This is a genomic window from Mycobacterium sp. BMJ-28 (genome assembly GCF_054404835.1).
Genome location: NZ_CM136783.1, coordinates 1,565,056 through 1,588,104, shown reverse-complemented (window position 1 = coordinate 1,588,104; position 23,049 = coordinate 1,565,056). Strand labels below are relative to the sequence as shown.

At 64.1% G+C, this 23,049-nt stretch carries 18 protein-coding genes and 3 rRNA genes; 6 read left to right on the top strand and 15 right to left on the bottom strand.

What is annotated here, in order from left to right; translation table 11 throughout:
• Nucleotides 1-8: 8 nt before the first annotated feature.
• Nucleotides 9-1,877, bottom strand: a complete 1,869-nt coding sequence (locus ACXPWS_RS07895; protein ID WP_458711910.1) for a DUF1214 domain-containing protein — start codon at nucleotides 1,875-1,877, stop codon at nucleotides 9-11.
• Nucleotides 1,878-2,060: 183 nt separating this feature from the next.
• Here ACXPWS_RS07895 and ACXPWS_RS07890 point away from each other — a divergent pair, with 183 nt between their 5' ends.
• Both ACXPWS_RS07890 and ACXPWS_RS07885 read left to right on the top strand, forming a co-directional pair.
• The gene (locus ACXPWS_RS07890; RefSeq protein WP_458711909.1) at nucleotides 2,061-2,732 is read left to right on the top strand and encodes a TetR/AcrR family transcriptional regulator; all 672 of its coding nucleotides are present in this window, start codon (nucleotides 2,061-2,063) and stop codon (nucleotides 2,730-2,732) included.
• Nucleotides 2,729-3,355, top strand: a complete 627-nt coding sequence (locus ACXPWS_RS07885; RefSeq protein WP_458711908.1) for a TetR/AcrR family transcriptional regulator — start codon at nucleotides 2,729-2,731, stop codon at nucleotides 3,353-3,355. Before ACXPWS_RS07890 ends, ACXPWS_RS07885 begins: the two co-directional genes overlap by 4 nt.
• Here the strand turns inward: ACXPWS_RS07885 and ACXPWS_RS07880 are convergent.
• Nucleotides 3,338-4,717 carry an ABC1 kinase family protein gene (locus ACXPWS_RS07880; protein WP_458711907.1) on the bottom strand — a complete coding sequence of 460 codons (1,380 nt, stop codon included), beginning with the start codon at nucleotides 4,715-4,717 and terminating at the stop codon, nucleotides 3,338-3,340. The genes ACXPWS_RS07885 and ACXPWS_RS07880 overlap by 18 nt on opposite strands.
• A gap of 162 nt (nucleotides 4,718-4,879) precedes the next feature.
• Here ACXPWS_RS07880 and ACXPWS_RS07875 point away from each other — a divergent pair, with 162 nt between their 5' ends.
• The 3 genes from ACXPWS_RS07875 (at nucleotide 4,880) to ACXPWS_RS07865 (ending at nucleotide 7,276) form a co-directional block, all read left to right on the top strand.
• Nucleotides 4,880-5,194, top strand: coding sequence for a hypothetical protein (locus ACXPWS_RS07875; protein WP_458711906.1), 315 nt, complete (start codon nucleotides 4,880-4,882; stop codon nucleotides 5,192-5,194).
• Nucleotides 5,195-5,282: 88 nt separating this feature from the next.
• The gene (locus tag ACXPWS_RS07870) at nucleotides 5,283-6,782 is read left to right on the top strand and encodes an AlkA N-terminal domain-containing protein (RefSeq protein WP_458711905.1); all 1,500 of its coding nucleotides are present in this window, start codon (nucleotides 5,283-5,285) and stop codon (nucleotides 6,780-6,782) included.
• Entirely contained in the window at nucleotides 6,779-7,276 is a 498-nt protein-coding gene (locus ACXPWS_RS07865) for a methylated-DNA--[protein]-cysteine S-methyltransferase (RefSeq protein WP_458711904.1), read from the top strand. Before ACXPWS_RS07870 ends, ACXPWS_RS07865 begins: the two co-directional genes overlap by 4 nt.
• Nucleotides 7,277-7,367: 91 nt before the next feature.
• On the opposite strand, the gene rrf is transcribed toward ACXPWS_RS07865, so the two are convergent.
• The 4 genes from rrf to murA all read right to left on the bottom strand — a co-directional run bounded on the left by rrf (nucleotide 7,368) and on the right by murA (nucleotide 14,328).
• Nucleotides 7,368-7,480, bottom strand: a 5S ribosomal RNA gene (gene rrf / locus ACXPWS_RS07860).
• Between the two features lie 164 nt (nucleotides 7,481-7,644).
• Nucleotides 7,645-10,767: ribosomal RNA gene (locus tag ACXPWS_RS07855) — 23S ribosomal RNA — on the bottom strand.
• A 414-nt stretch (nucleotides 10,768-11,181) separates the two neighbouring features.
• Nucleotides 11,182-12,701 (bottom strand): 16S ribosomal RNA (locus ACXPWS_RS07850).
• Together the 16S, 23S and 5S rRNA genes form the textbook arrangement of a ribosomal RNA operon.
• Before the next feature lie 373 nt (nucleotides 12,702-13,074).
• The gene (gene murA / locus ACXPWS_RS07845; protein ID WP_458711903.1) at nucleotides 13,075-14,328 is read right to left on the bottom strand and encodes a UDP-N-acetylglucosamine 1-carboxyvinyltransferase; all 1,254 of its coding nucleotides are present in this window, start codon (nucleotides 14,326-14,328) and stop codon (nucleotides 13,075-13,077) included.
• Between the two features lie 83 nt (nucleotides 14,329-14,411).
• Here murA and ACXPWS_RS07840 point away from each other — a divergent pair, with 83 nt between their 5' ends.
• Nucleotides 14,412-15,008 carry a cob(I)yrinic acid a,c-diamide adenosyltransferase gene (locus ACXPWS_RS07840; protein WP_458711902.1) on the top strand — a complete coding sequence of 199 codons (597 nt, stop codon included), beginning with the start codon at nucleotides 14,412-14,414 and terminating at the stop codon, nucleotides 15,006-15,008.
• On the opposite strand, the gene ACXPWS_RS07835 is transcribed toward ACXPWS_RS07840, so the two are convergent.
• The 9 genes from ACXPWS_RS07835 to atpB all read right to left on the bottom strand — a co-directional run bounded on the left by ACXPWS_RS07835 (nucleotide 15,005) and on the right by atpB (nucleotide 23,039).
• Entirely contained in the window at nucleotides 15,005-15,439 is a 435-nt protein-coding gene (locus tag ACXPWS_RS07835; RefSeq protein WP_458711901.1) for a DUF2550 domain-containing protein, read from the bottom strand. The two genes, ACXPWS_RS07840 and ACXPWS_RS07835, sit on opposite strands and share 4 nt — an antisense overlap.
• Nucleotides 15,440-15,451: 12 nt before the next feature.
• A complete protein-coding gene (locus tag ACXPWS_RS07830) occupies nucleotides 15,452-15,817 on the bottom strand; it encodes a F0F1 ATP synthase subunit epsilon (protein ID WP_458711900.1) in 366 nt (121 codons plus the stop codon).
• Nucleotides 15,818-15,944: 127 nt separating this feature from the next.
• A complete protein-coding gene (gene atpD / locus ACXPWS_RS07825; protein ID WP_458711899.1) occupies nucleotides 15,945-17,375 on the bottom strand; it encodes a F0F1 ATP synthase subunit beta in 1,431 nt (476 codons plus the stop codon).
• 24 nt (nucleotides 17,376-17,399) lie between these two features.
• Complete coding sequence (locus ACXPWS_RS07820) at nucleotides 17,400-18,323, bottom strand: F0F1 ATP synthase subunit gamma (protein ID WP_458711898.1); 924 nt, start codon at nucleotides 18,321-18,323, stop codon at nucleotides 17,400-17,402.
• A 7-nt stretch (nucleotides 18,324-18,330) separates the two neighbouring features.
• A complete protein-coding gene (gene atpA / locus ACXPWS_RS07815; protein ID WP_458711897.1) occupies nucleotides 18,331-19,980 on the bottom strand; it encodes a F0F1 ATP synthase subunit alpha in 1,650 nt (549 codons plus the stop codon).
• Between the two features lie 43 nt (nucleotides 19,981-20,023).
• Nucleotides 20,024-21,352 carry a F0F1 ATP synthase subunit B/delta gene (locus ACXPWS_RS07810; protein WP_458711896.1) on the bottom strand — a complete coding sequence of 443 codons (1,329 nt, stop codon included), beginning with the start codon at nucleotides 21,350-21,352 and terminating at the stop codon, nucleotides 20,024-20,026.
• Nucleotides 21,353-21,889: a F0F1 ATP synthase subunit B gene (locus ACXPWS_RS07805; protein ID WP_458711895.1), complete on the bottom strand. Its 537-nt coding sequence runs from the start codon at nucleotides 21,887-21,889 to the stop codon at nucleotides 21,353-21,355.
• Nucleotides 21,890-21,902: 13 nt separating this feature from the next.
• The gene (locus ACXPWS_RS07800) at nucleotides 21,903-22,160 is read right to left on the bottom strand and encodes a F0F1 ATP synthase subunit C (RefSeq protein ID WP_036395845.1); all 258 of its coding nucleotides are present in this window, start codon (nucleotides 22,158-22,160) and stop codon (nucleotides 21,903-21,905) included.
• 72 nt (nucleotides 22,161-22,232) lie between these two features.
• Nucleotides 22,233-23,039: a F0F1 ATP synthase subunit A gene (atpB, locus tag ACXPWS_RS07795; RefSeq protein ID WP_458711894.1), complete on the bottom strand. Its 807-nt coding sequence runs from the start codon at nucleotides 23,037-23,039 to the stop codon at nucleotides 22,233-22,235.
• Nucleotides 23,040-23,049: the final 10 nt, after the last annotated feature.

Here is a 23,049-nt window from a genome sequence, read left to right as displayed (position 1 = left end):
AGCCGATTCTACGGCTGCGGGTACGGCGCGAAGCGGTTGTCGAATCCGCTCTTGCGGGTGGCGATCTGCGCCGCGCGCTGCTCGGCGGTGAGGTATTCGGTGCCCGGCGGCAACACCGTCGAAAGGTCGCCGAGCGGGACGAGCCGGCTGTCCACCGTCGGCGATGCACCGTCGTCGAGCACCTGGAACCGGATCGAGATGGTGCCCTGGTGCAGCCCGCCGGTGGAGACCCAGTTGGCCACACCGGGATCGGTCGGGGACACCACGATCGTGTAGGTCCCGTCATCGTTGCGCACCGCCTGTGAGATGTTCAGGCTGGTCTGCTCGTTCCAGTAGTCCTTGGTGACCGTCCAGTCGTCGGTCACCGGCACCACGAAATACCCGGCGCCGCCGGGGTCGATGGTCAGTACCAGGGCCTGGTCGGCATCGAGCTGGAAGTAGCCGGCGCTCTGCAGCTGGGTGGCGAGGAACTCCGCATTGCGGGTCGGGTTGTGAAACACGCTGGGCTGCTGGTGCTGACCTGTCGCCGGATCCGTGGTCGCCACGGCGATGTACTTGGCTTCCCGCTGGACGCCCAGTGCCATGATCACCGCCGTCACCGTGCCGCGCACCAGTGGCGGCACGGAAGGTAGCGGCGGCACCAGGGACACCAATTTGGTCAGGATCGGATTGCGCACCACGGCCGGCCCGAGTCCCGGGATCGCGAATCCGCCGAGCTGGCTGAACAGGCTGTTCGGCGGGCCGCCGACGCGGGTGATCTGCAGCGACATCGGGACCTCGGTCCCCCAGTCCGCCAACGTGTTCCGGGTCGCGATCAAGGTGGCATCGGCGGGCAATTGCAGGTGATTGTCGCGGCCATCGGCCGGCGTCGAATCGGCGGTGATGGTGAACGTACCGTCCGGGTTGATCACCAGCTTGTCCTTGGTGAGCACCGCCTTGGTGTTGCCGGTCAGGCCGGTCAGCACGCTGAAGGTGGTGTCGGCCGGCATGTGGTCGGGGTCCGCGAAGCGGCCGGTGATCACATAGTTGGAGGCGCCGTTGACACCCATGAACCGGTAGATGGTGTCCGGATTGTCGTACAGGATGCGCGAGGCACCGGCATCCTGTCCGTACCAGGTGTGCGGCGGCGCCACCTGCATGACAACGGTCGGTTTGGCCGAGTTGAGCAACTGCTGCTGGAACGCCGAGGCCATTGCGTACGCGTCGACGGCCGCGTCGAGCCGGTCGACGTTGCCCTGGTCGGGGCCGCCGACCTGGTCGAACTGCTTCTTGGCCGCGGACAGGAATCCCGCCCGCAGAACGAGTTTGACCAATCGGACCGGCAAGGTGTCGGCGGTGCGCTTGGCAAGTTTCTCTGCCGCGAGTTGATCGGCGGTGCCCAGTGGACTTGCGCTCACGGCCGGCTCCGCCGCGGCGGCCACCGTGGGGTTGGCTGCGGCGCTGACCGCCCGCCCCGTGGTGGCGCTCTGCCGGTCATGGCCGATCTCGCGGCGCGCGACCGCGGCCAGCGCCAGCGCGACCGGGTTGTTCTTCGGTGCGCGACGACGATCCGGTGCCTCGCTCGCCGGCTTGTCTGCGTCTGAATCCGGCTTCTCGGCCGCCGCCCGCGACGTCGTCCGGTGGGCGCGCACGACCGGACGACGCGAGGCGGTGCTCCGCGGCGCGGCCGCGGCGCTGGCTTCGCCGGCAACGGGGCCGGCTTCTGCCGTCTCGGTTTTCGTTTTCGACTCGGCCGCCGCGGTTGCGGGCTTGGCATCCGATGACGGGGCGCCGGCGTCGGCGGCGGCGATGCCCGGACTGCCGGCGATCGCGGCACCGATCCCCAGCGCCACGGCCAAGCCGCCGATACGACCGATGAATGCCGCACTGCTGGTCATCTGCGCCCTCTTCTGTGACAGCGATCAGAAACTTGTATAGCAGTGCATCGAGCACGACATCTCGGAACTCCCGGATGCCCACCCCATCGATGCCGCCGGCCAGGCGCGAAGCGACCGCTCGCCCGCCGAACCGGGCGGCCGTTACCGGGGCAGTTCATCGTGGGATCGCTGTACACTCGCCGGGTGCAAGGGGCGGATGCTGCGGCTGAGAGCAGCAAACCACGGCGCGGCCGGCCCAAGATCGCAGGACTTCAGGAAGCCCGGCGCAAGACCATCGTCGCCGCCGCCTTCGCGGTGTTCACCCAGAACGGGTATGACGACACCTCGATCGCCGACATCGCCGCGCATGCCGGCGTCGGGCACGGCACCATCTACCGTTACTTCACCAGCAAACGCGAACTGCTCGATCACGTCTTCGACTTCGCGGTGGAGAAAACCGTCGACGCACTCGCCGTCGACGAGCTGGCGCAGGCCCCGGCCGACCGTGAAGAGGCGCTGCAACTGGTCCGGACGGTGGGCACCCGCCTTTTCGATCTGGTCGATCGCGAACCGGGTCTACTGAAGTTGATCACCGTGCAGTGCAGCGCGATCGACGCCGAACTACGCGACCGGGTCACCGGGCTGATGTCCATCCTGGACGGCCAATTGTCCCGCGGCCTGGACCATCTGGCGCCCTCGGGCGATGACGACGGTGACTGGACGCGAATGGGCCGCCTGGCGGTGGGCATGATCGGCCCCGGTCTCGTCATGACGCTGCTGGGCGATTCCGACGACGCGAAGCGCACCCGCTTCCTGGAGTCGGCGCAGGCGATGATCGATCGTGGTGTCCTGGTGCCGCAGGACTCGGCGCAATGACGGCGACATCATCCACCGGTTCCGACCGAGCATCCCAGCTGTACGCCGCGGCCGTGGGCCTGTTCATGGCCAACGGATACCGCGAAGTGGACGTCGCCGAAATCGCCGCCGCCGCCGGCGCCAGCCACGGGACGTTCTACAACTATTTCCGCAACAAGCGCGATGTGCTGACCACGATCCAGCGCACCACCGAGACCGAGCTGGTTGCCGCGGTCAGTCCCGTCGACGGCGCGCCCGAGCTGGCCGACCGCGAAGAGTTCGTCGCCGAGCTCGGCGTCCGGATTGCCCGTGCCATAACCTATTTCGTCGAGCATGCCGAGTTCATGAGCTTCATCGCCCTGACCGCCGCAGGAGTCGACGACGACGCGCTGGCCGCCACGCTCGTCACCTATCAGCGCGCCGCCGACCAGTTCACCACCCTGTTCGAGCACGGCCGCGAACAAGGCTGGGTGCACCGCGATCTGGATCTCGATGTCGCGGGGCAAGCGGCGGTGTCGGCAATCGTCACGACGGTGTTGCCCGCGTTGGTCGGCGCGGCTGCCGAGATGAACACCGAGCACGCCGCGACGTTGTGCACCGACTACCTACTGCATGGGATGAGCGGACTAGCGGGTTCTCGCTGATTCCCATCTCGCGATGCGCAGACCCATCTCGGTGGCGGGCTCCCGGCCCAGAATCCACTCCTCGGATATCGCTCGCCAGGGTGCGCTGGCCTGCAGGTCCCCGAGCAGCGCGCATACGCTCATCTCGGTTCGGCGGGAGAACAGATGCTCCCGCGGAACGCGTTGGCGATACATGCCTTTGCGAAATTCCGATCGGGGCAGCATCGCCTGGGCCAACGACCGATGCGCGATCTTCGGGGTCACCGTGACCACGCCTGGTGCCAGATGCCAGCTCGCCACCGTGGTCAGGTAATCCATCACCATCTCTTCGGGCATCGCCGATTCGTCGACGATGAACCCGCCGGCGCGGGCCGATGCATACGCCGTGCCGGTGTCACCGGCCAGCACTGCACCGAGAATCGTTCGTTCCAACTCCAACTGTTCGGAGTCCATGCTCACGTAGAGACCGAAGTCGACGAAACCGACTGCACCGTCGGCGAGTACGACGATATTGCCGGGATGGGGGTCGGCGCAGAACCGGCCGTTGGTGTACAAACCACCGCAGTAGAACCGGTACACGGCCTCGCCGAGATGGTCAGCCACTTCGGGTGTCACCGGCCCCAGTTGATCCAATGTCGTACCGCTCAGATACTCACTGGTCAATACCCGTGCCGTAGAGAGGTTTTCGATGGGTTCGGGAATGCGGAACACCGGATGGCCGAGGTGATCCAGGTACACGCTGCGGTGATTGTCGAACTCGCGCTCGTAGTCCAGCTCCAGACGAATCTGGTGGCTGATCTCATCGACCAGTTCCTCGAGGCCGAGATTGGGGAAATCCCGGGAGCGCAGCCGCACCAGCAGTGCAAGGTTCTTCAGGTCCGCGCGGACCGACGACTGCACGGACGGGTACTGCACTTTGATCGCCACCGTCCGGCCGTCGTCGAGTCGACCGCGGTACACCTGCCCCAGCGAGGCGGCCGCCAGCGGTACCGGGTCGATCGATGCCAGCCGGCCGCGCCGGTTGCCCAGTTCGCGATCGAGCAGGGCGAACATGACCGCGTTGTCGACCGCCGGGGCCCGCCGGTACAGCGGAGCCAGCCGCCGGGAGAACTCGTCGCGGGCCTGGGCAGAGCTCAGCCCGAGATTGAGCAGCGACAGTGCCTGCCCCAGCTTCATCGCGGCGCCCTTCATCGAGCCGAGCGCCGACACCAGATCGTCGGCCAACCGCAGCACCTCGGCATCCCGGGCCGCGGCCCTGTCCTCGTCGGACATGAAAGGCTCGCGGGCGCGGCGGACGGCAGTGCGCGAGGCGTGGGATACCGCCACCCGGCCGAGACGGGTGCCACGGGCCACGCGACCGCGTGGCTGCTGATCATCGGGCACGCGCCGGGCCACCCCCTCGTGTGCCGCCACTTTATGCGACGCGCGTGTCAACCGGCAATGCCGGACCACTCTGGTCTTTAGCGGATTGGCGTGTCAGTATGGCGTTGATCGCGGCTATCGATGTGCGACGGCCGCGCGATCGCACCACGGGGAGGGCAACGGATGACGGCTTTCGCACGCTCGGCGAGGTTGGCAGGACTGCTTGCCGCCGGTGTCGGACTGGCCCACTTCATCGAGCCACGATCCTTCGGGCCGATCACCCGCATCGCGTTCCCCCATCACACGCGGACCTATGTGTACATCAACGGTGGCCTGGAGACGGCGATCGGACTGCTGATCAGCCGTCCGAAAACCCGCGAAGCGGGAGTGGTGTCGCTCATCGCTTACGGCGTCTACCTGGCCGGCAATGTCGCCCGCAACATCGGCCGGCGCACCCGCGGCAAGAAGCACGCGACGACCATCGCCTGCGACCGATAGGGCTCACCCGTTCGCGCGGGCTCGCCGCCGGCACATCGGTGTCGTTTTTCCGCCAGTGGTGTCGGTGGGTGCGTGTAATGCTGAAGCCATGCACGACGATTTCGACCGTTGTTACCGGGCCGTCCAATCCAAGGACTCCCGGTTCGACGGCTGGTTCGTCACCGCCGTCCTCACTACCGGAATCTATTGCCGCCCAAGCTGTCCGGTACGCCCGCCGTTCGCGCGCAATGTTCGGTTCTATCCGACGGCGGCCGCCGCCCAGCGAATGGGCTTCCGCGCCTGCAAGCGGTGCCGGCCGGACGCTTCACCCGGTTCGCCGGAGTGGAATGTCCGTGGCGACGTGGTCGCCAGGGCCATGCGGCTGATTGCCGACGGGACCGTCGACCGGGACGGTGTCACCGGACTGGCGGCCCACCTGGGCTACACCACCCGCCAGCTGGAGCGGCTGCTCCAGGCCGAAGTCGGCGCTAACCCCCTCGCGCTGGCGCGTGCCCAACGGACGCAGACCGCCCGCGTGCTCATCGAGACCACCGAACTGCCGTTCGGCGATGTCGCGTTCGCGGCGGGGTTCGCCAGCATCCGCCAGTTCAACGACACCGTGCGCGAGGTCTGCGCACTCACCCCGACCGAGCTTCGGCGACGGGCCAGATCCCGGTACGGCCGGGATCACCCGGTCGGCTCCGACGTGTTGGCACTGCGCCTTCCGGTCCGGATGCCGTTCGCCTTCGAGGGCCTGTTCGGACATCTGGCGGCCAGCGCCGTGCCCGGCGTCGAGGAGGTCCACGACGGCGCCTACCGCCGCACCCTGCGCCTAGCGTCCGGTTCCGCGGTGGTGAGCCTGACGCCGTTTCCCGACCACGTGCAGTGCCGGCTGGTAGTCGACGACTTCCGTGACCTGTCCGCGGCGATCGCCCGCTGCCGAAGGCTACTGGACCTGGATGCCGATCCGGCGGCCGTCGTGGAGGCGCTCAGTGCGGACTGCCAGTTAGCTCCGCTGGTAGCCAAGGCGCCCGGGCAACGCATCCCACGCACGGTGGACGAGGATGAACTGGCGATCCGGGTGGTACTGGGCCAGCAGGTGTCCATCAAGGCGGCCCGAACCCACGCCGGCCGGCTGGCCGCGGACCACGGCACCCCGATCGCCGATGCGCACGGTGGGCTGACGCATACCTTTCCCTCCGTTGAACAACTGGCCGACCTCGATCCCGACCGACTGGCCATGCCAAAGACCCGGCGCAAGACCATCACCTCGCTGGTGGCCGCGTTGGCCGCCGGAGACGTCGAGTTGGATGCCGGCGCGGACTGGAACCGGGCCAGGGCACAACTGCTCGCCCTGCCGGGAATCGGGCCGTGGACTGCCGAGGTCATCGCGATGCGCGGACTGGGCGACCCCGATGCATTCCCGGTGGCCGACCTCGGAGTGCAAGCCGCGGCCGCATCACTCGGGTTGCCTGCCGGCACCGCCGCGCTCGCGGCCCATAGCGCCCGCTGGCGGCCGTGGCGCGCCTACGCCACCCAGCATCTGTGGACCGCACTGGACCATGCCGTCAACGATTGGCCACCCAAACAGAGCGAGCAGGAGAGATGATCGCCGTGATGAAATACCGATCCATCGACAGCCCGGTGGGGCTACTCACCCTGGCCGGGATCGACGGCCGGCTCATGCACCTACGCATGGTCGATCAGACGTACGAACCGAACCGGGATGATTGGCAGCACGACCCGAACGCTTTTTCCGACGCAGTGGAACAACTTGATGCGTATTTCGCCGGTGAGCGTGTGGACTTCGACCTGGCCCTGGATTTGGTCGGCACCGCATTCCAACGCAGGGTGTGGCAGGCGTTGTTGACCATTCCCTATGGCGAAACCCGCTCCTACGGCGAAATTGCCGAACAGGTGGGTTCTCCGACCGCCTACCGTGCCGTGGGTCTGGCCAATGGCCACAATCCGGTGGGGATCATCGTGCCCTGCCATCGCGTGATCGGCGCAAACGGCAGTCTCACCGGATATGGCGGCGGATTGGACAAAAAGAGAGTTCTGCTGGAAATGGAGAAGAGCCGAAACGCGCCGGCGCTGTTTTGATTCATCCAGAATGCCGCACCATTGTTTGGCGTGAAATACAAAAATGCCCCGACCCTCCAATCGAAATTGGAGGGCCGGGGACTTAAATTGTGTTCGGCGGTGTCCTACTTTTCCACCCGTATGGGTAGTATCATCGGCGCTGGTAGGCTTAGCTTCCGGGTTCGGGATGGGTCCGGGCGTTTCCCTGCCGCTATGGCCGCCGTAACTTTATTCACTCTTTTTTGAGTGTCCCCCAACATTGTGGTGTGGGGGAAGTGTGTTTTGGTGGTGGGGTGCGCATCGCTTTGATGTGCTTGTGGTGTGGTTGCGGGCATTGTGTTGTGCGTCTTTTTCTTACACGGTTGTTTTGCTACCCCCGGTGTGGGGGTGTGTGTAAGTTTTCGGCCGGTTAGTGCCAGTTCCCTGAACCTATTGCTAGGTGTACAGGTCTGGTCTATCAATCCCGTGGTCTGCGGGGGGCCTTATCCCACTTAATGGGTGAGAAGCCTGGTCTTGGAGGGGGTTTCCCGCTTAGATGCTTTCAGCGGTTATCCTGTCCGAACGTAGCTATCCAGCCGTGCCCCTGGTGGGACAACTGGTAGACCAGAGGTTCGTCCGTCCCGGTCCTCTCGTACTAGGGACAGGTTTCCTCAAGCTTCTGACGCGCGCGGCGGATAGAGACCGAACTGTCTCACGACGTTCTAAACCCAGCTCGCGTGCCGCTTTAATGGGCGAACAGCCCAACCCTTGGGACCTGCTCCAGCCCCAGGATGCGACGAGCCGACATCGAGGTGCCAAACCATCCCGTCGATATGGACTCTTGGGGAAGATCAGCCTGTTATCCCCGGGGTACCTTTTATCCGTTGAGCGACACCCCTTCCACTCAGAGGTGCCGGATCACTAGTCCCGACTTTCGTCCCTGCTCGACATGTCCGTCTCGCAGTCAAGCTCCCTTGTGCACTTACACTCAACACCTGATTGCCATCCAGGTTGAGGGAACCTTTGGGCGCCTCCGTTACATTTTAGGAGGCAACCGCCCCAGTTAAACTACCCACCAGGCACTGTTCCTGAACCGGATATACGGTTCGAGGTTAGAGGCCCAATACGGTCAGAGTGGTATTTCAACAACGACTCCACAATCACTGGCGTGACCGCTTCACAGTCTCCCACCTATCCTACACAAACCGAACCGAGCACCAATACCAAGTTGTAGTGAAGGTCCCGGGGTCTTTTCGTCCTGCCGCGCGTAACGAGCATCTTTACTCGTAGTGCAATTTCGCCGAGTCTATGGTTGAGACAGTTGAGAAGTCGTTACGCCATTCGTGCAGGTCGGAACTTACCCGACAAGGAATTTCGCTACCTTAGGATGGTTATAGTTACCACCGCCGTTTACTGGGGCTTAAATTCTCCGCTTCACCCCGAAGGGTTAACGGGTCCTCTTAACCTTCCAGCACCGGGCAGGCGTCAGTCCGTATACATCGTCTTGCGACTTCGCACGGACCTGTGTTTTTAGTAAACAGTCGCTTCTCACTGGTTTGTGCCACCCCCCACCGCTGCCCACCGTAAAGGTGATGACAGTAAGGGGTCCCCCTTCTCCCGAAGTTACGGGGGCATTTTGCCGAGTTCCTTAACCATAGTTATCTCGTACGCCTTAGTATTCTCTACCTGACCACCTGTGTTGGTTTGGGGTACGGGCCGTGTGTGAGCTCGCTAGAGGCTTTTCTCGGCAGCATAGGATCACCGAATTCGCCTCAATCGGCTATGCATCACCTCTCGGACTTCATGACACCCGGATTTGCCTAAGTGTCGTCCTACAGGCTTGCCCCAGTATTACCACTGACTGGTACGGCTACCTTCCTGCGTCACCCCATCGCTTGACTACTACCAGAGAAGGTCCCGCGCAGCCCCGCCAATCCTCACACCCGAAGGTGATCGGTAACGACGGTTTTGGGCGGTTAGTACCTCTGATTCATCATGGGCGCGCACACACGGGTACGGGAATATCAACCCGTTGTCCATCGACTACGCCTGTCGGCCTCGCCTTAGGTCCCGACTCACCCTGGGCGGACTGGCCTGCCCCAGGAACCCTTGGTCTTTCGGCGGGCAAGGTTCTCACTTGCCTATTCGCTACTCATGCCTGCATTCTCACTCCCACACCCTCCACAGCTCCATTACCAGGCTGCTTCACTGGGTGCAGGACGCTCCCCTACCCATCGAACAAAGTTCGATGCCGCGGCTTCGGCGGTGTGCTTGAGCCCCGCTACATTATCGGCGCACAATCACTTGACCAGTGAGCTATTACGCACTCTTTCAAGGGTGGCTGCTTCTAAGCCAACCTCCTGGTTGTCTTCGCGACTGCACATCCTTTTCCACTTAGCACACGCTTAGGGGCCTTAGCCGGCGATCTGGGCTGTTTCCCTCTCGACGCACGGAGCTTATCCCCCGCCGTCTCACTGCCACGCTTACACTTACCGGCATTCGGAGTTTGGCTGACGTCAGTAACCTTGTGAGGCCCATCGGCCATCCAGTAGCTCTACCTCCGGCAAGAAACACGCAACGCTGCACCTAAATGCATTTCGGGGAGAACCAGCTATCACGGAGTTTGATTGGCCTTTCACCCCTACCCACAACTCATCCCCTCAGTCTTCAACCTAAGTGGGTTCGGGCCTCCACGCGGTCTTACCCGCGCTTCACCCTGGCCATGGGTAGATCACTCCGCTTCGGGTCCAGAACACACCACTACACCAACCCCTACGGATTGGATACGCCCTATTCAGACTCGCTTTCGCTACGGCTACCCCACACGGGTTAACCTCGCGACATGTCCCTGACTCGCAGGCTCATTCTTCAAAAGGCACGCCATCACCCCACGACAAGTCGAGGGCTCTGACGGATTGTAGGCACACGGTTTCAGGTACTATTTCACTCCCCTCCCGGGGTACTTTTCACCATTCCCTCACGGTACTAATCCGCTATCGGTCATTGGGAAGTATTCAGGCTTACCGGGTGGTCCCGGCAGATTCACAGCAGATTTCACGGGCCCGCTGCTACTCGGGGACAATCTCACAACAGAGCATGCATTTTCGCGTACCGGGCTCTCACCGTCTACGGCAGGCCATCCCAAGACCACTTCCGCTAACACACACTTTTATCACTGTTGCCCCAGTCGGCGGACCGGAGAAGAAACGCCCCACAACCCCGCACACACAACCCCCGCCGGGTATCACATGCATACGGTTTAGCCATCCTCCGCTTTCGCTCGCCACTACTCACGGAATCACTTTTGTTTTCTCTTCCTACGGGTACTGAGATGTTTCACTTCCCCGCGTTCCCCCCCGCACCCTATATATTCAGATGCGGGTAACACGACATCACTCGTGCTGGGTTTCCCCATTCGGACATCCTCGGATCCACGCTCGGTTGGCAGCTCCCCGAGGCATAACGCAGCCTCCCACGTCCTTCATCGGCTCCCAATGCCAAGGCATCCACCATGCGCCCTTAAACACTTACAACACAAAAAAACCAGAATAAAGAAAAAGAAATTGCACATCACAACACACAAAAAAACATGACCACCAACCCCAAAAGGCCAACAGCCACACAATCCTGTGTGCAAGATGCTCGCAACCACTATCCACAAATCAAAGAGCACACCCCACCACCAAAGCGGGGCAACAACAAGCACCCCCAACCCAACGGTCAAGAGCCGACATCCCTTCCTCACAAGGCGAGGACGCCGCGGGGCCTGTTGTCTCAAAGCCCAATAGTGTGTCTGGCAGCCAGGCACCCACAAACGCGGGAAACCCAAAATGTTTGTTGTGCACCAGACCCCCGCCCACTACAGGCGCGAGGCCATCCAACGAATCGCCTGACATCAGCTGATCCCGCAATCTACGGGGCCGGCCAGGTCTCGTGGTGCTCCTTAGAAAGGAGGTGATCCAGCCGCACCTTCCGGTACGGCTACCTTGTTACGACTTCGTCCCAATCGCCGATCCCACCTTCGACGGCTCCCTCCCACAAGGGGTTAGGCCACCGGCTTCGGGTGTTACCGACTTTCATGACGTGACGGGCGGTGTGTACAAGGCCCGGGAACGTATTCACCGCAGCGTTGCTGATCTGCGATTACTAGCGACTCCGACTTCACGGGGTCGAGTTGCAGACCCCGATCCGAACTGAGACCGGCTTTAAAAGGATTCGCTCCACCTCACGGCATCGCAGCCCTTTGTACCGGCCATTGTAGCATGTGTGAAGCCCTGGACATAAGGGGCATGATGACTTGACGTCATCCCCACCTTCCTCCGAGTTGACCCCGGCAGTCTCCTACGAGTCCCCGGCATAACCCGCTGGCAACATAGGACGAGGGTTGCGCTCGTTGCGGGACTTAACCCAACATCTCACGACACGAGCTGACGACAGCCATGCACCACCTGCACACAGACCACAAGGGAATACCTATCTCTAGGCACGTCCTGTGCATGTCAAACCCAGGTAAGGTTCTTCGCGTTGCATCGAATTAATCCACATGCTCCGCCGCTTGTGCGGGCCCCCGTCAATTTCTTTGAGTTTTAGCCTTGCGGCCGTACTCCCCAGGCGGGGTACTTAATGCGTTAGCTACGGCACGGATCCCAAGGAAGGAAACCCACACCTAGTACCCACCGTTTACGGCGTGGACTACCAGGGTATCTAATCCTGTTCGCTCCCCACGCTTTCGCTCCTCAGCGTCAGTTACTGCCCAGAGACCCGCCTTCGCCACCGGTGTTCCTCCTGATATCTGCGCATTCCACCGCTACACCAGGAATTCCAGTCTCCCCTGCAGTACTCAAGTCTGCCCGTATCGCCCGCACGCCCACAGTTAAGCTGTGAGTTTTCACGAACAACGCGACAAACCACCTACGAGCTCTTTACGCCCAGTAATTCCGGACAACGCTCGGACCCTACGTATTACCGCGGCTGCTGGCACGTAGTTGGCCGGTCCTTCTTCTATAGGTACCGTCACTTGCGCTTCGTCCCTATTGAAAGAGGTTTACAACCCGAAGGCCGTCATCCCTCACGCGGCGTCGCTGCATCAGGCTTGCGCCCATTGTGCAATATTCCCCACTGCTGCCTCCCGTAGGAGTCTGGGCCGTATCTCAGTCCCAGTGTGGCCGGTCACCCTCTCAGGCCGGCTACCCGTCGTCGCCTTGGTAGGCCATTACCCCACCAACAAGCTGATAGGCCGCGGGCCCATCCCACACCGCAAAAGCTTTCCACCACAGACCATGAAGCCCGTGATCATATTCGGTATTAGACCCAGTTTCCCAGGCTTATCCCAAAGTGCAGGGCAGATCACCCACGTGTTACTCACCCGTTCGCCACTCGAGCACCCCGAAGGGCCTTTCCGTTCGACTTGCATGTGTTAAGCACGCCGCCAGCGTTCGTCCTGAGCCAGAATCAAACTCTCCAAACAAAAACAACCCAGCACCAAAGCACCAGGTGGAATTCGAATCAGAAAAACCTGATATCCAAACCAAAGACACCAAAAACTGGCATCAAAAAAACAACCACCCCAAGTAGCAGGAAGACGGGAAGTCCCCCACCAAGATGGCATAAAAACAACAAACAAAAACCACCAAACACACTATTGAGTTCTCAAACAACAGACTTGCTTTGTCTCGAATGTCCCGTTTCAGGGCAACCCTGCCAGCTTAAACTATCTGCGGCAGCGAGTCAAATTTTCGTTTCCCCGGTGTCCGGGGCAACTCGACTAGATTAAGACTTCCGCGCTTCCGAAGTCAAATCCGCTGGTCAGAGGCATTTGACTGCGTTCACACCAACGAACATCAGCTTACCCGCTCGATCTCGGCACCCAAAGCCGCCAGGTTCTCCACGAACAGCGGGTACCCGCGATCGATGTGGTAGACGTCGTGCACCTCGGTGTCACCGTCCGCGACGAGGCCGGCGAGCACCAACCCCGCGCCGGCCCGGATGTCGGACGCCCACACCGGAGCACTCGACAACTGCGGCAGACCTCGCACCACGGCGTGGTGCCCATCGGTCCTGGCATCGGCACCGAGCCGGATCATCTCCTCGACGAACCGGAACCGCGCCTCGAACACGTTCTCGGTGATCATCGACGTGCCGTCGGCGATGCAGGCCAGGCCGATCGCCATCGGCTGCAAGTCGGTCGGGAAACCGGGGAACGGCAAGGTGGCGACGTTGACGGCTTTCGGCCGCTCGTACTGCACCACCCGGAAACCGTTGTCGTGCTGGGTGACCGTCGCTCCCGCGTCGTGCAGCTTGTGCAACACCAACTGCAGGTGAGCCGGGTCCACGCCCGTCACCGAGATGTCGCCGCGCGTCATCGCGGCGGCGATCCCCCAGGTCGCGGCGACGATGCGGTCGCCGATGACCCGATGCTCGGTGGGATACAACCGGTCCACCCCGGTGATCGTCAGCGTGGACGACCCCGCACCCTGGACCTGGGCGCCCATCTGGTTGAGCATCTCGCACAGGTCGACCACATCGGGTTCACGCGCGGCGTTGTGGATCGTCGTCACGCCTTCGGCCAGCACCGCGGCCATCAAGATGTTCTCGGTGGCACCGACCGACGGGAACTCCAGCTGGATCTCGGCACCGCGCAGATGGTCGGCCTCGGCCACCACACAGCCGTGCTCGATATTGCAGCGCGCACCCAGTTGCCGAAGACCGGCCTGGTGCATGTCCAGTGGCCGTGATCCGATCGCGTCACCGCCAGGCAGGGCCACCTTGGCGCGCTTACCGCGACCCACCAGCGGGCCCAGCACACACACCGACGCGCGGAACTGCCTGACCGCGGCGAAGTCCGCGTCGTATTTCGGCTCGTCCGGGGACGTGATCCGGACGGTGGAGCCGTCCAGCTCGACAGTGGCTCCCAAACCCCGCAGCACCTCGGCCATCAAGGGCACATCGAGGATGTCGGGGCAGTTGGTGATGGTGCTCACCCCCTCAGCCAGCAAGGACGCGGCCATCAGCTTGAGGACGCTGTTCTTGGCGCCCCCGACCGCGACTTCGCCGGATAACCGACTGCCACCGGTCACCACGAAACGCTCGCTCACGCCGGCCAGTGTAAGCAGATCAACGATCAGATTCAGAACGCCTGGCCAGGTTGCGACGCCACCGTGACCGGTACCGTTGCCCCATGGCTGTGCACCTGACCCGCATCTATACCCGCACCGGCGACGACGGGAGTACAGGTCTGAGTGACTTCAGTCGCGTCTCCAAAAACGACACCCGGCTGCAGGCGTACGCCGACTGCGATGAGGCCAACGCAGCGATCGGCGTGGCCATCGCCCTGGGCAGTCCGGACCCTGCCTTCGTCGACGTCCTGCGCCAGATCCAGAACGATCTGTTCGACGCCGGCGCAGATCTGTCGACACCGGTCGTGGAGAACCCGGAGTACCCACCACTGCGCGTCCCACAGGAGTACATCGACCGGCTGGAAGGCTGGTGCGATCAGTTCAATGAAGGTCTGGCACCGCTGAACTCGTTCATCCTGCCCGGCGGTACGGCGCTCTCGGCGCTGCTCCACGTGGCCCGTACGGTGGCCCGCCGCGCCGAGCGGTCGGCCTGGGCCGCCGTCGAACAGTACGGCGATTCGGTGAACGTGCTGCCGGCGAAATACCTCAACCGGCTCTCGGATCTGCTGTTCATCCTGTCCAGGGCGGCCAATCCGGATGGCGACGTGCTGTGGAAGCCCGGCGGCGGGCTGTCCGCGGAACCGACGAAGGACGCCTAGCCGGTTCGACGCTGAGCGCGGCGCGAGGGGCGGGATTCCACCCAGGACGTGAATGCGGTGAGTGCGCCGCGGTCGAGTGCCACCTCGTAGCCCCGCCCGGCGTCGCGTAGTTCCAGGATCGCGATCTCCTGGGTCATGATGTCGAACTCGTCGCCACGAGGGGCACGGCGTCCGACCACCTCCAGCGCCGAGCGGCTCAACCGCCGATCGGGCCACCAGCGGATGCTCGACAGCCGGTAGAAACCGGCTTCGCCTCCGCGATAACGCATCACACCGTGGCGCCAGCCCTGCCCACCGACGGCCGGCCAGTCCCGCAGGATGGCGGCGGTACCGCCGACTTGACGCAGCTTCCACAGCCGATAGGCCAGGGCGGCAACGGCGACCATCAGCACGCCGATGAGCGCGACCATGATCATCATGACCGCGCTCATCGACCGAACCTACTAGTCGAGCTGTCCGACGGCGCGCAGGCGTGCACGCCCCCACGCCGCTTTGGCGGGGTCATCCGATTCGGAGTCCCGCTTGGCGGCCTCGGCGTCCACTTCCGACTCGAACTGGGCGTTCTCGACCAGGATGCTCACCCCGGTCTCCGATACCGACAGGAACCCGCCGTCGATGGCGATCCGCAGGTCGTCGTCGCCCTCACGCTCGACCCGGACCATCGCGTCGTCGACCAACTGCGCCACCAACGGGATGTGCCGCGGCAGGATGCCGATCTCACCTGCGGTGGTGCGGGTGAACACGAACGTCGCCTTACCCGACCACAGCGCGCGCTCGACCGCGACGATTTCGACGTCCAAATCAGCCATGGCACACCACCTTTCTATGAGATGAGACGAGCCCAACCCATTGGTTCTTCGCGCAAGCGCTCATCGTCGTTCTCGGTTCTTCGCGCAAGCGCTCATCGTCGTTCTCGGTTCTTCGCGCAAGCGCTCATCACAGCTTGGCGCCGAGGCTTTCGGCCTTCTTCGCCAGGTCGTCGAGACCACCGATGAGGAAGAACGCCTGCTCGGGCAGGTGGTCGAACTCACCCTTGGCCAGCTTGTCGAAGGCCTCGATGGTCTCCTTCAGCGGCACGGTCGAACCCGGCTGGCCGGTGAACTGCTCAGCCGCCATCATGTTCTGGCTCAGGAAACGCTCGATCTTGCGGGCGCGGTAGACCAGGACCTTGTCCTCTTCGGAGAGCTCGTCGATACCGAGGATCGCGATGATGTCCTGAAGGTCCTTGTAGCGCTGCAGGATCCGGATGACTTCCTGCGCGACGCGGTAGTGCTCGTCGCCGACCACGCTCGGGTGCAGGATGGTCGAGGACGACGCCAGCGGATCCACGGCCGGGAAGATGCCCTTGGAGAACACCGCACGGGACAGCTCGGTGGTGGCATCGAGGTGGGCGAACGTGGTCGCCGGGGCCGGGTCGGTGTAGTCGTCGGCGGGCACGTACACGGCCTGCATCGAGGTGATCGAGCGACCACGGGTCGACGTGATCCGCTCCTGCAGCTCACCCATCTCGTCGGCCAGTGTGGGCTGGTAACCCACGGCCGACGGCATGCGGCCGAGCAGGGTCGACACCTCGGAACCGGCCTGGGTGAACCGGAAGATGTTGTCGATGAACAGCAGCACGTCCTGGCCCTGCTCATCGCGGAAGTACTCCGCCATGGTCAGCGCGGACAGGGCGACGCGCATACGCGTGCCCGGCGGCTCGTCCATCTGGCCGAACACCAGGGCGGTGTCCTTGAGCACGTTGGCATCCGCGAGCTCGACCCAGAGGTCATTGCCCTCACGGGTGCGCTCCCCCACGCCGGCGAACACCGAGGTGCCACCGAAGTTGCGGGCGATGCGGTTGATCATCTCCTGGATCAGCACCGTCTTACCGACGCCGGCACCGCCGAACAGGGCGATCTTGCCGCCACGCACATACGGGGTGAGCAGGTCGACGACCTTCAGGCCGGTCTCCAGCATCTCGGTGCGGGGTTCCAGGTCGGCGAAGGCCGGCGGCTTGCGGTGAATCGACCAGTGGTCGAAGTCCTTGCCGTAGCCGGGCTCATCGAGGCAGTCACCGAGGGCGTTGAACACGTGGCCCTTGACGCCGTCGCCGACGGGCACCGAGATGGACGCACCGGTGTCGGACACCTCGGTACCCCGCACCAGACCGTCGGTGGGCTGCATCGAGATGGTGCGCACCAGGCTGTCACCGAGGTGCTGGGCGACCTCCAGGGTCAGGGTCTTGGCCAGCGCGCCGTAGCTGATATCGGCGTGCAGGGCGTTGAACAGCTCGGGCACCGAACCACGTGGGAACTCGACGTCCACCACCGGGCCGGTAATGCGGACCACACGACCCGCGGTCTTGGTATCTGCCACAGCAGTCATATCTCTCTTCGCTTCCTACGGGGCTTATCTGGCGTCGGCCAGCGCGTTGGCGCCACCGACGATTTCGCTGATTTCCTGGGTGATCTGCGCCTGACGCTCACGGTTGGCCGCCAAGGTGAGCGCCTTGATCAGATCGTCGGCGTTGTCGGTGGCCGACTTCATGGCGCGCCGGCGCGATGCCGACTCCGAAGCCGCGGCCTCCAGCAGCGCGGCGTACACGCGGGTGGCGATGTAGCGCGGCAGCAACGCGTCGAACAGGTTCTCGGCGTTCGGCTCGAACGAATACAGGGTGTGCGGGCCGGTCTCCGGCTCGCCGACGTACTCGACGACCATCGGTGCGACCCGCAGCGCCACCGCAGTCTGCGACAGCATGGAGCGGAACTCGGTCGAGACGATATGCAGCTCGTCGACGCCCAGAATCCCGTCGGCACCCGCGTCGTCGCCCTCGTCGTCGGCACCGGACTGGAACGCCTGCACCAGGGTGTCGGCGATCTCCTTGGCGTGCTCGTAGGTCGGCCGTTCGGAGAAGCCGGTCCAGGACTCGGCCACATTGCGCTGCCGGAAGCTGTAGTAGCCCAAAGCCTTCCGGCCGACCACGTAGACGACCGGGGTCTTGCCCTCGTCGCGCAGCAGCGAGAACAGCTCCTCGGCGCGGCGCAGCACGTTGGCGTTGTAACCGCCGCACAGGCCGCGGTCCGAGGACACCACCAGCACACCGGCCCGCTTGGGGTTCTCCCGCTCCACGAGCAGCGGGTGATCCAGCGCGCTGGCCCCGGCGAGCTCGGTGAGCATGTTGGTGATCTCGGTGGCGTAGGGCCGGGCCGCGTCGACCCGGGCCTGCGCCTTGGCGATCCGCGACGTGGCGATCAGCTCCTGTGCCTTCGTGATCTTCTTGATCGACGAGGCGGATTTGATGCGTCCGCGTAGCTCGCGAAGTGTGGCTGCCATGGGTTACCTAGGCCTTCTTGGGAGCAGGCTTGCGGACCTTGACCGATTCCTTCTCCAGGTCCTCGGGATCGAGCGCCTCGGCGTCGGATTCCTTGACGACCACGGAGCTGCCATCGGTTGCCGAGAAGCCCTTCTTGAAGTCGTTGATCACCGAGACCAGCTTCTCCTCGTTCTCCTCGGAGAGCTTCTTGGTCTCCTTGATCCCGCTGAGAATGTCGGAGTGGCTGGCCTTGACATGCTCCAGCAGCTCACTGACGAAGCGCGAAACATCCTCTGCCGGTACCGAATCCAGGTGACCCTGGGTGCCGAGGAAGATCGAGACGACCTGGTCCTCGACGGCCAGCGGGCTGTACTGCGCCTGCTTGAGCAGCTCGACCAGGCGCACGCCGCGGTCCAGCTGGGCCTTGGAGGCTGCGTCCAGGTCGGAGGCGAAGGCCGCGAAGGCCTCCAGCTCGCGGTACTGCGACAGATCCAGTCGCAGCGAGCCCGCGACCTCCTTCATGGCCTTGATCTGCGCGGCGCCACCGACACGGGACACCGACACACCGACGTTGACTGCCGGTCGCACGCCCTGGTTGAACAGGTCGGACTCCAGGAAGCACTGGCCGTCGGTGATGGAGATGACGTTGGTCGGGATGAACGCCGAGATGTCGTTGGCCTTGGTCTCGATGATCGGCAGCCCGGTCATCGAGCCACCGCCGAGCTCGTCGGACAGCTTGGCGCAACGCTCCAGCAGCCGGGAGTGCAGGTAGAACACGTCGCCGGGGAACGCCTCGCGGCCCGGCGGGCGGCGCAGCAGCAGCGAGATGGCGCGGTACGCGTCGGCCTGCTTGGACAGGTCGTCGAACACGATGAGGACGTGCTTGCCGTCGTACATCCAGTGCTGGCCGATGGCCGAGCCGGTGTAGGGGGCAAGCCATTTGAAGCCGGCCGGGTCCGAGGCAGGGGCTGCGACGATGGTGGTGTACTCCATCGCACCGCCCTCTTCCAGCGCCCGCTTGACGCTGGCGATGGTGGTGCCCTTCTGGCCGATCGCGACGTACACGCAGCGCACCTGCTGCTTGGGGTCGCCGGTCTCCCAGGCTTCGCGCTGGTTGAGGATGGTGTCGACGCAGACCGCGGTCTTGCCGGTCTTACGGTCGCCGATGATCAGCTGGCGCTGGCCGCGGCCGATCGGGGTCATGGCGTCGATCGCCTTGATGCCGGTCTGCAGCGGCTCGCCGACGCCCTGGCGCTGCACCACCGAAGGGGCCTGCAGCTCGAGCTCACGACGGGTATCGGAGGCGATGTCGCCCTGGCCGTCGATCGGCTGGCCGAGCGGGTTGACGACGCGGCCCAGGAAGGCGTCACCGACGGGCACCGAGAGCACCTCGCCGGTCCGCTTGACCTGCTGGCCCTCTTCGATCTTCTCGAACTCACCCAGGATGACCGTGCCGACGCTGTGCTCGTCGAGGTTCAGGGCCACCCCGAGGACGCCGCCCGGGAACTCCAGGAGTTCCTGGGTCATGACCGAGGGCAGGCCCTCGACGTGGGCGATGCCGTCACCGGCGTCGATGACGGTGCCGATCTCTTCGCGCTCGGAGTCGGCGGAAAACGAGGACACGTAGTCCTCGATGGCACCTTCGATATCAGCAGCCGAGATTGTCAACTCTGCCATGGTTTTTCGTCTTCCTACCTAGTTCTTTGGGTGGTTCGGGGGGTCAGTCCGGCAGGCCGGTTTGAGCGGCAGCCAGGCGTGACGCGATGGAGCCGTCGATCACCTCGTCGCCGACGGCGATCGTCAGACCGCCGAGCAGGTTCGGATCGACATACAGCTGGACGGACACCGGGTGGCCGTAGATGCGGGAAAGCACCTCGGTCAACTGGGTGTGCTGGGCCGCCGTGAGATCGGCTGCGGCCGTCACATGCGCGACGATCTCACCCCGGCGGGCCACGGCGAGTTCGGCCAGATCGATGACCGCTTCGTCGGCCCGCTCCCCGCGCAGCAGCCCGATGGTCTGCGCCAGCAGTGCCTTCGCGGTGCCGTTCGCGCCGCCGAGGACCTTGTCCAGCAAGGCGACCCGGCCTTCCGGCGCGGTGGTGTGGTCGCTGAGCAGGCTCGACAGCTTGGGCTCGGCGTCGAGCAGGCGACCGAACTGGAACAGCTGGTCCTCCACGTCGTCGACCTCACCGGCCACCTGGGCACGCTGTAGCAGCGCCAACCGCGCGGTGTGTTCGATGCCGTCGACCAGATCGCCCTCGGCCGACCACCGTTGCGCGGCGGCGGTGCGCACCAGACCGAGCGCGGGCGCGCCGATCTTGCCGCTCAGCAGCCGCTCGACCAGCTGGGTCTTGGCCTCGCTGCTGTCGGTCGGCTCGGCCAGATGCTTGTTCAGCGTGTTCTGGGCAACCAGCAACCGGGCCACCGAGGCCAGGTCGGCCGCCAGGGCGGTCAGCCCGTCGGCATCCAGATCGGCTGCCACCGAGTCGAAATCACCGGTCAGTGCCGCCAGCGCAGCGCGGCTGGCAGCCCGCAGGCCCGCGGTGGCCGCGGTGTCGATCACCGCGGTCGACGGCGCCATCGCGCCGAGTTCGGCCAGGAAGCGGTCGACCGTCGCGGCTTGGGCGGCCGGGTCGGCGACATGCTGGCGGACCAGCTCGCCCGCCTTCTGCACGGCCTCGTCACCGAGGCCCTGACGCAGCTGGCGGACCAGCTGCTGACGTGCCAGCTGGACCTGCTGTGCGCCCTGGGTCTTGATGCGCTCGGCATCCACACCGGCCTGCTCGCTGAGCGAGGCGGTGATCCGCACCGAGTCCTGGCGAGCCTCCTCGGTGACCCTGGATGCCTCTGCGGCGGCATCGGCCAGCGCCTTGGCGTGCATGGCGTCGGCGTCGGCGAGCTTGCGCTCCGCCTCGGCACTCTCGGCCAGCGCGGTGCGGACGGCGTCCTGCTGCTTGGTCATGAGCGTCTTCACCGGCGGCACCACATAGCGCCACAGGATGTAGGCGATCACGGCGAAGCCGATCAGCTGTCCGATGAAAATCGACATCTACTTGTTCCGTCCCGAATTCACGTCGACGCCGAGGATGCGGCCGGCCAGAGTGCTCGACAGACCGTCGACCGAGGCGGCGAGCTGACCTTGAGTGGCCGAACCCTGTTGGGACAGCTGCTCGTTGGTCTGGCGTAAGGTCTCGGCCACTTCACCGCTGGCCTCGGCCCGCTTGGCGTCCACCACCTCGCGGCCGGCCGTGCGGGCCTCGTCGCGGATTGCGGAGGCCTCGGTTCGCGCGCCTGCCATTGCTTGGTCGTAGTCGGCCTGAGCGGCCGCTACCTGCTCGGCCGACTTACGGCTGTCCGCAGCGGTCTTGGCGAGCATCGCCTCACGCTCGGCGAGTACCTTGCTGACCGGCGGCACAACCCACTTCCAGATCACGGCCAGCGTGATCAGGAAGATGATCAGCACGGCGAAGAAGGTGCCGTTGGGCAGCAGGAAGTTGCTCTGCCCCCCGCCGCCTTCTTCCGCCGCCTGGCTCGACGCCAGGATGTTGATGCTGTCCGCCAGGACAGTCGAAGCGAGTTCACCCATGCTTGCGGATTACTCAGCCCGAGTACGCCGGCGTGGCGAAGACGAACAGCGCCATGAATGCCAGGTTGATGAAGTACGCGGCTTCCACCAGACCGACGGTGATGAAGAACGGGGTGAACAGCCGGCCCTGGGCCTCGGGCTGCCGGGCGATACCGGAGATCAGAGCGTTACCGGCGATACCGTCACCGATACCGGCGCCGATCGCGCCGCCACCCATGATCAGCCCGCCGCCGATCAGCGCACCCGCCGTGATGAGGGCGTTTGCATCCATTCCTATTTCCTCCTTGATAGCTGGTGGCGTTGCCACCAGGACTTCTGGTTCGTACGGGTCGTGCAGGTCAGGTCAGTGGTGCGCGTTCTCTTTGGAGTCGTGGTCGTCGTGGTCGAGCTCCATCGACTGGCTGAAGTACAAGATCGTCAGCAGCGCGAAGATGAAGGCCTGGATGAGGCCGACGAAGAGATCGAAGGTCTTCCAGATGGCATTGGGCGCCCACTGGATGTACCAGGGGAACATCGCGATGAGCGACACCAGGATGCCGCCGGCGAAGATGTTGCCGAAGAGTCGCAGTGCCAGTGAGATCGGCTTGGCGATCTCCTCGACGATGTTGATCGGCGCCAGGATGCTGACGTGCCCCTTGAGCACCTTGACCGGGTGCCCGATCAGGCCGCGGCGCCAGAAGCCGGCCGCGTGGTAGCAGAGGAACACAAACAGTGCGAGCGCCAGCACGAAGTTGATATCCGAGGCCGGCGGCTTGTACCACTCGGCCGCGGCGCCGTCGGCCCCGCCGTACTGCAGCGGAAGTACGGCCAGCCAGTTGGACACCAGGATGAACGCGAACAGCGTGATCGACAGCGGCAGCACGAACGGGGCGATCTTCATGCCGATCGAGCCCTCGATCTGCTGGCGCATCTGAATGGTCAGCGCCTCCCAGAACAGCTGCACCCCACCGGGAACGCCGGTCGAGGTCACCTTGGCCTTCAAGACGAAGGCCAGACCGATGATGATGACGGCCGTGATGGCGGTCGCGAGGATGGTGTCGCCGTTGAAGGTCATGCCCAGCCACTCGAACACCATGGTGTGGTGCCCGACGTGGATGGCGGCGCCACCGCCCCCTTCGGCGCCCTCTGCGGCGAGAACGATCTCAGTCATCTGTGTCAGC

Bases quoted from the DNA above. Each gene is read 5' to 3' on its own strand.
- ACXPWS_RS07870 (WP_458711905.1), top strand. From the start codon at position 5,283: ATGCACGACGATTTCGACCGTTGTTACCGGGCCGTCCAATCCAAGGAC.
- ACXPWS_RS07895 (WP_458711910.1), bottom strand. From the start codon at position 1,877: ATGACCAGCAGTGCGGCATTCATCGGTCGTATCGGCGGCTTGGCCGTG.
- atpB (WP_458711894.1), bottom strand. From the start codon at position 23,039: ATGACTGAGATCGTTCTCGCCGCAGAGGGCGCCGAAGGGGGCGGTGGC.
- ACXPWS_RS07840 (WP_458711902.1), top strand. From the start codon at position 14,412: ATGGCTGTGCACCTGACCCGCATCTATACCCGCACCGGCGACGACGGG.
- atpA (WP_458711897.1), bottom strand. From the start codon at position 19,980: ATGGCAGAGTTGACAATCTCGGCTGCTGATATCGAAGGTGCCATCGAG.
- atpD (WP_458711899.1), bottom strand. From the start codon at position 17,375: ATGACTGCTGTGGCAGATACCAAGACCGCGGGTCGTGTGGTCCGCATT.
- ACXPWS_RS07805 (WP_458711895.1), bottom strand. From the start codon at position 21,889: ATGGGTGAACTCGCTTCGACTGTCCTGGCGGACAGCATCAACATCCTG.
- ACXPWS_RS07835 (WP_458711901.1), bottom strand. From the start codon at position 15,439: ATGAGCGCGGTCATGATGATCATGGTCGCGCTCATCGGCGTGCTGATG.
- ACXPWS_RS07885 (WP_458711908.1), top strand. From the start codon at position 2,729: ATGACGGCGACATCATCCACCGGTTCCGACCGAGCATCCCAGCTGTAC.
- ACXPWS_RS07810 (WP_458711896.1), bottom strand. From the start codon at position 21,352: ATGTCGATTTTCATCGGACAGCTGATCGGCTTCGCCGTGATCGCCTAC.
- ACXPWS_RS07830 (WP_458711900.1), bottom strand. From the start codon at position 15,817: ATGGCTGATTTGGACGTCGAAATCGTCGCGGTCGAGCGCGCGCTGTGG.
- ACXPWS_RS07875 (WP_458711906.1), top strand. From the start codon at position 4,880: ATGACGGCTTTCGCACGCTCGGCGAGGTTGGCAGGACTGCTTGCCGCC.
- ACXPWS_RS07820 (WP_458711898.1), bottom strand. From the start codon at position 18,323: ATGGCAGCCACACTTCGCGAGCTACGCGGACGCATCAAATCCGCCTCG.
- ACXPWS_RS07865 (WP_458711904.1), top strand. From the start codon at position 6,779: ATGATCGCCGTGATGAAATACCGATCCATCGACAGCCCGGTGGGGCTA.
- ACXPWS_RS07800 (WP_036395845.1), bottom strand. From the start codon at position 22,160: ATGGATGCAAACGCCCTCATCACGGCGGGTGCGCTGATCGGCGGCGGG.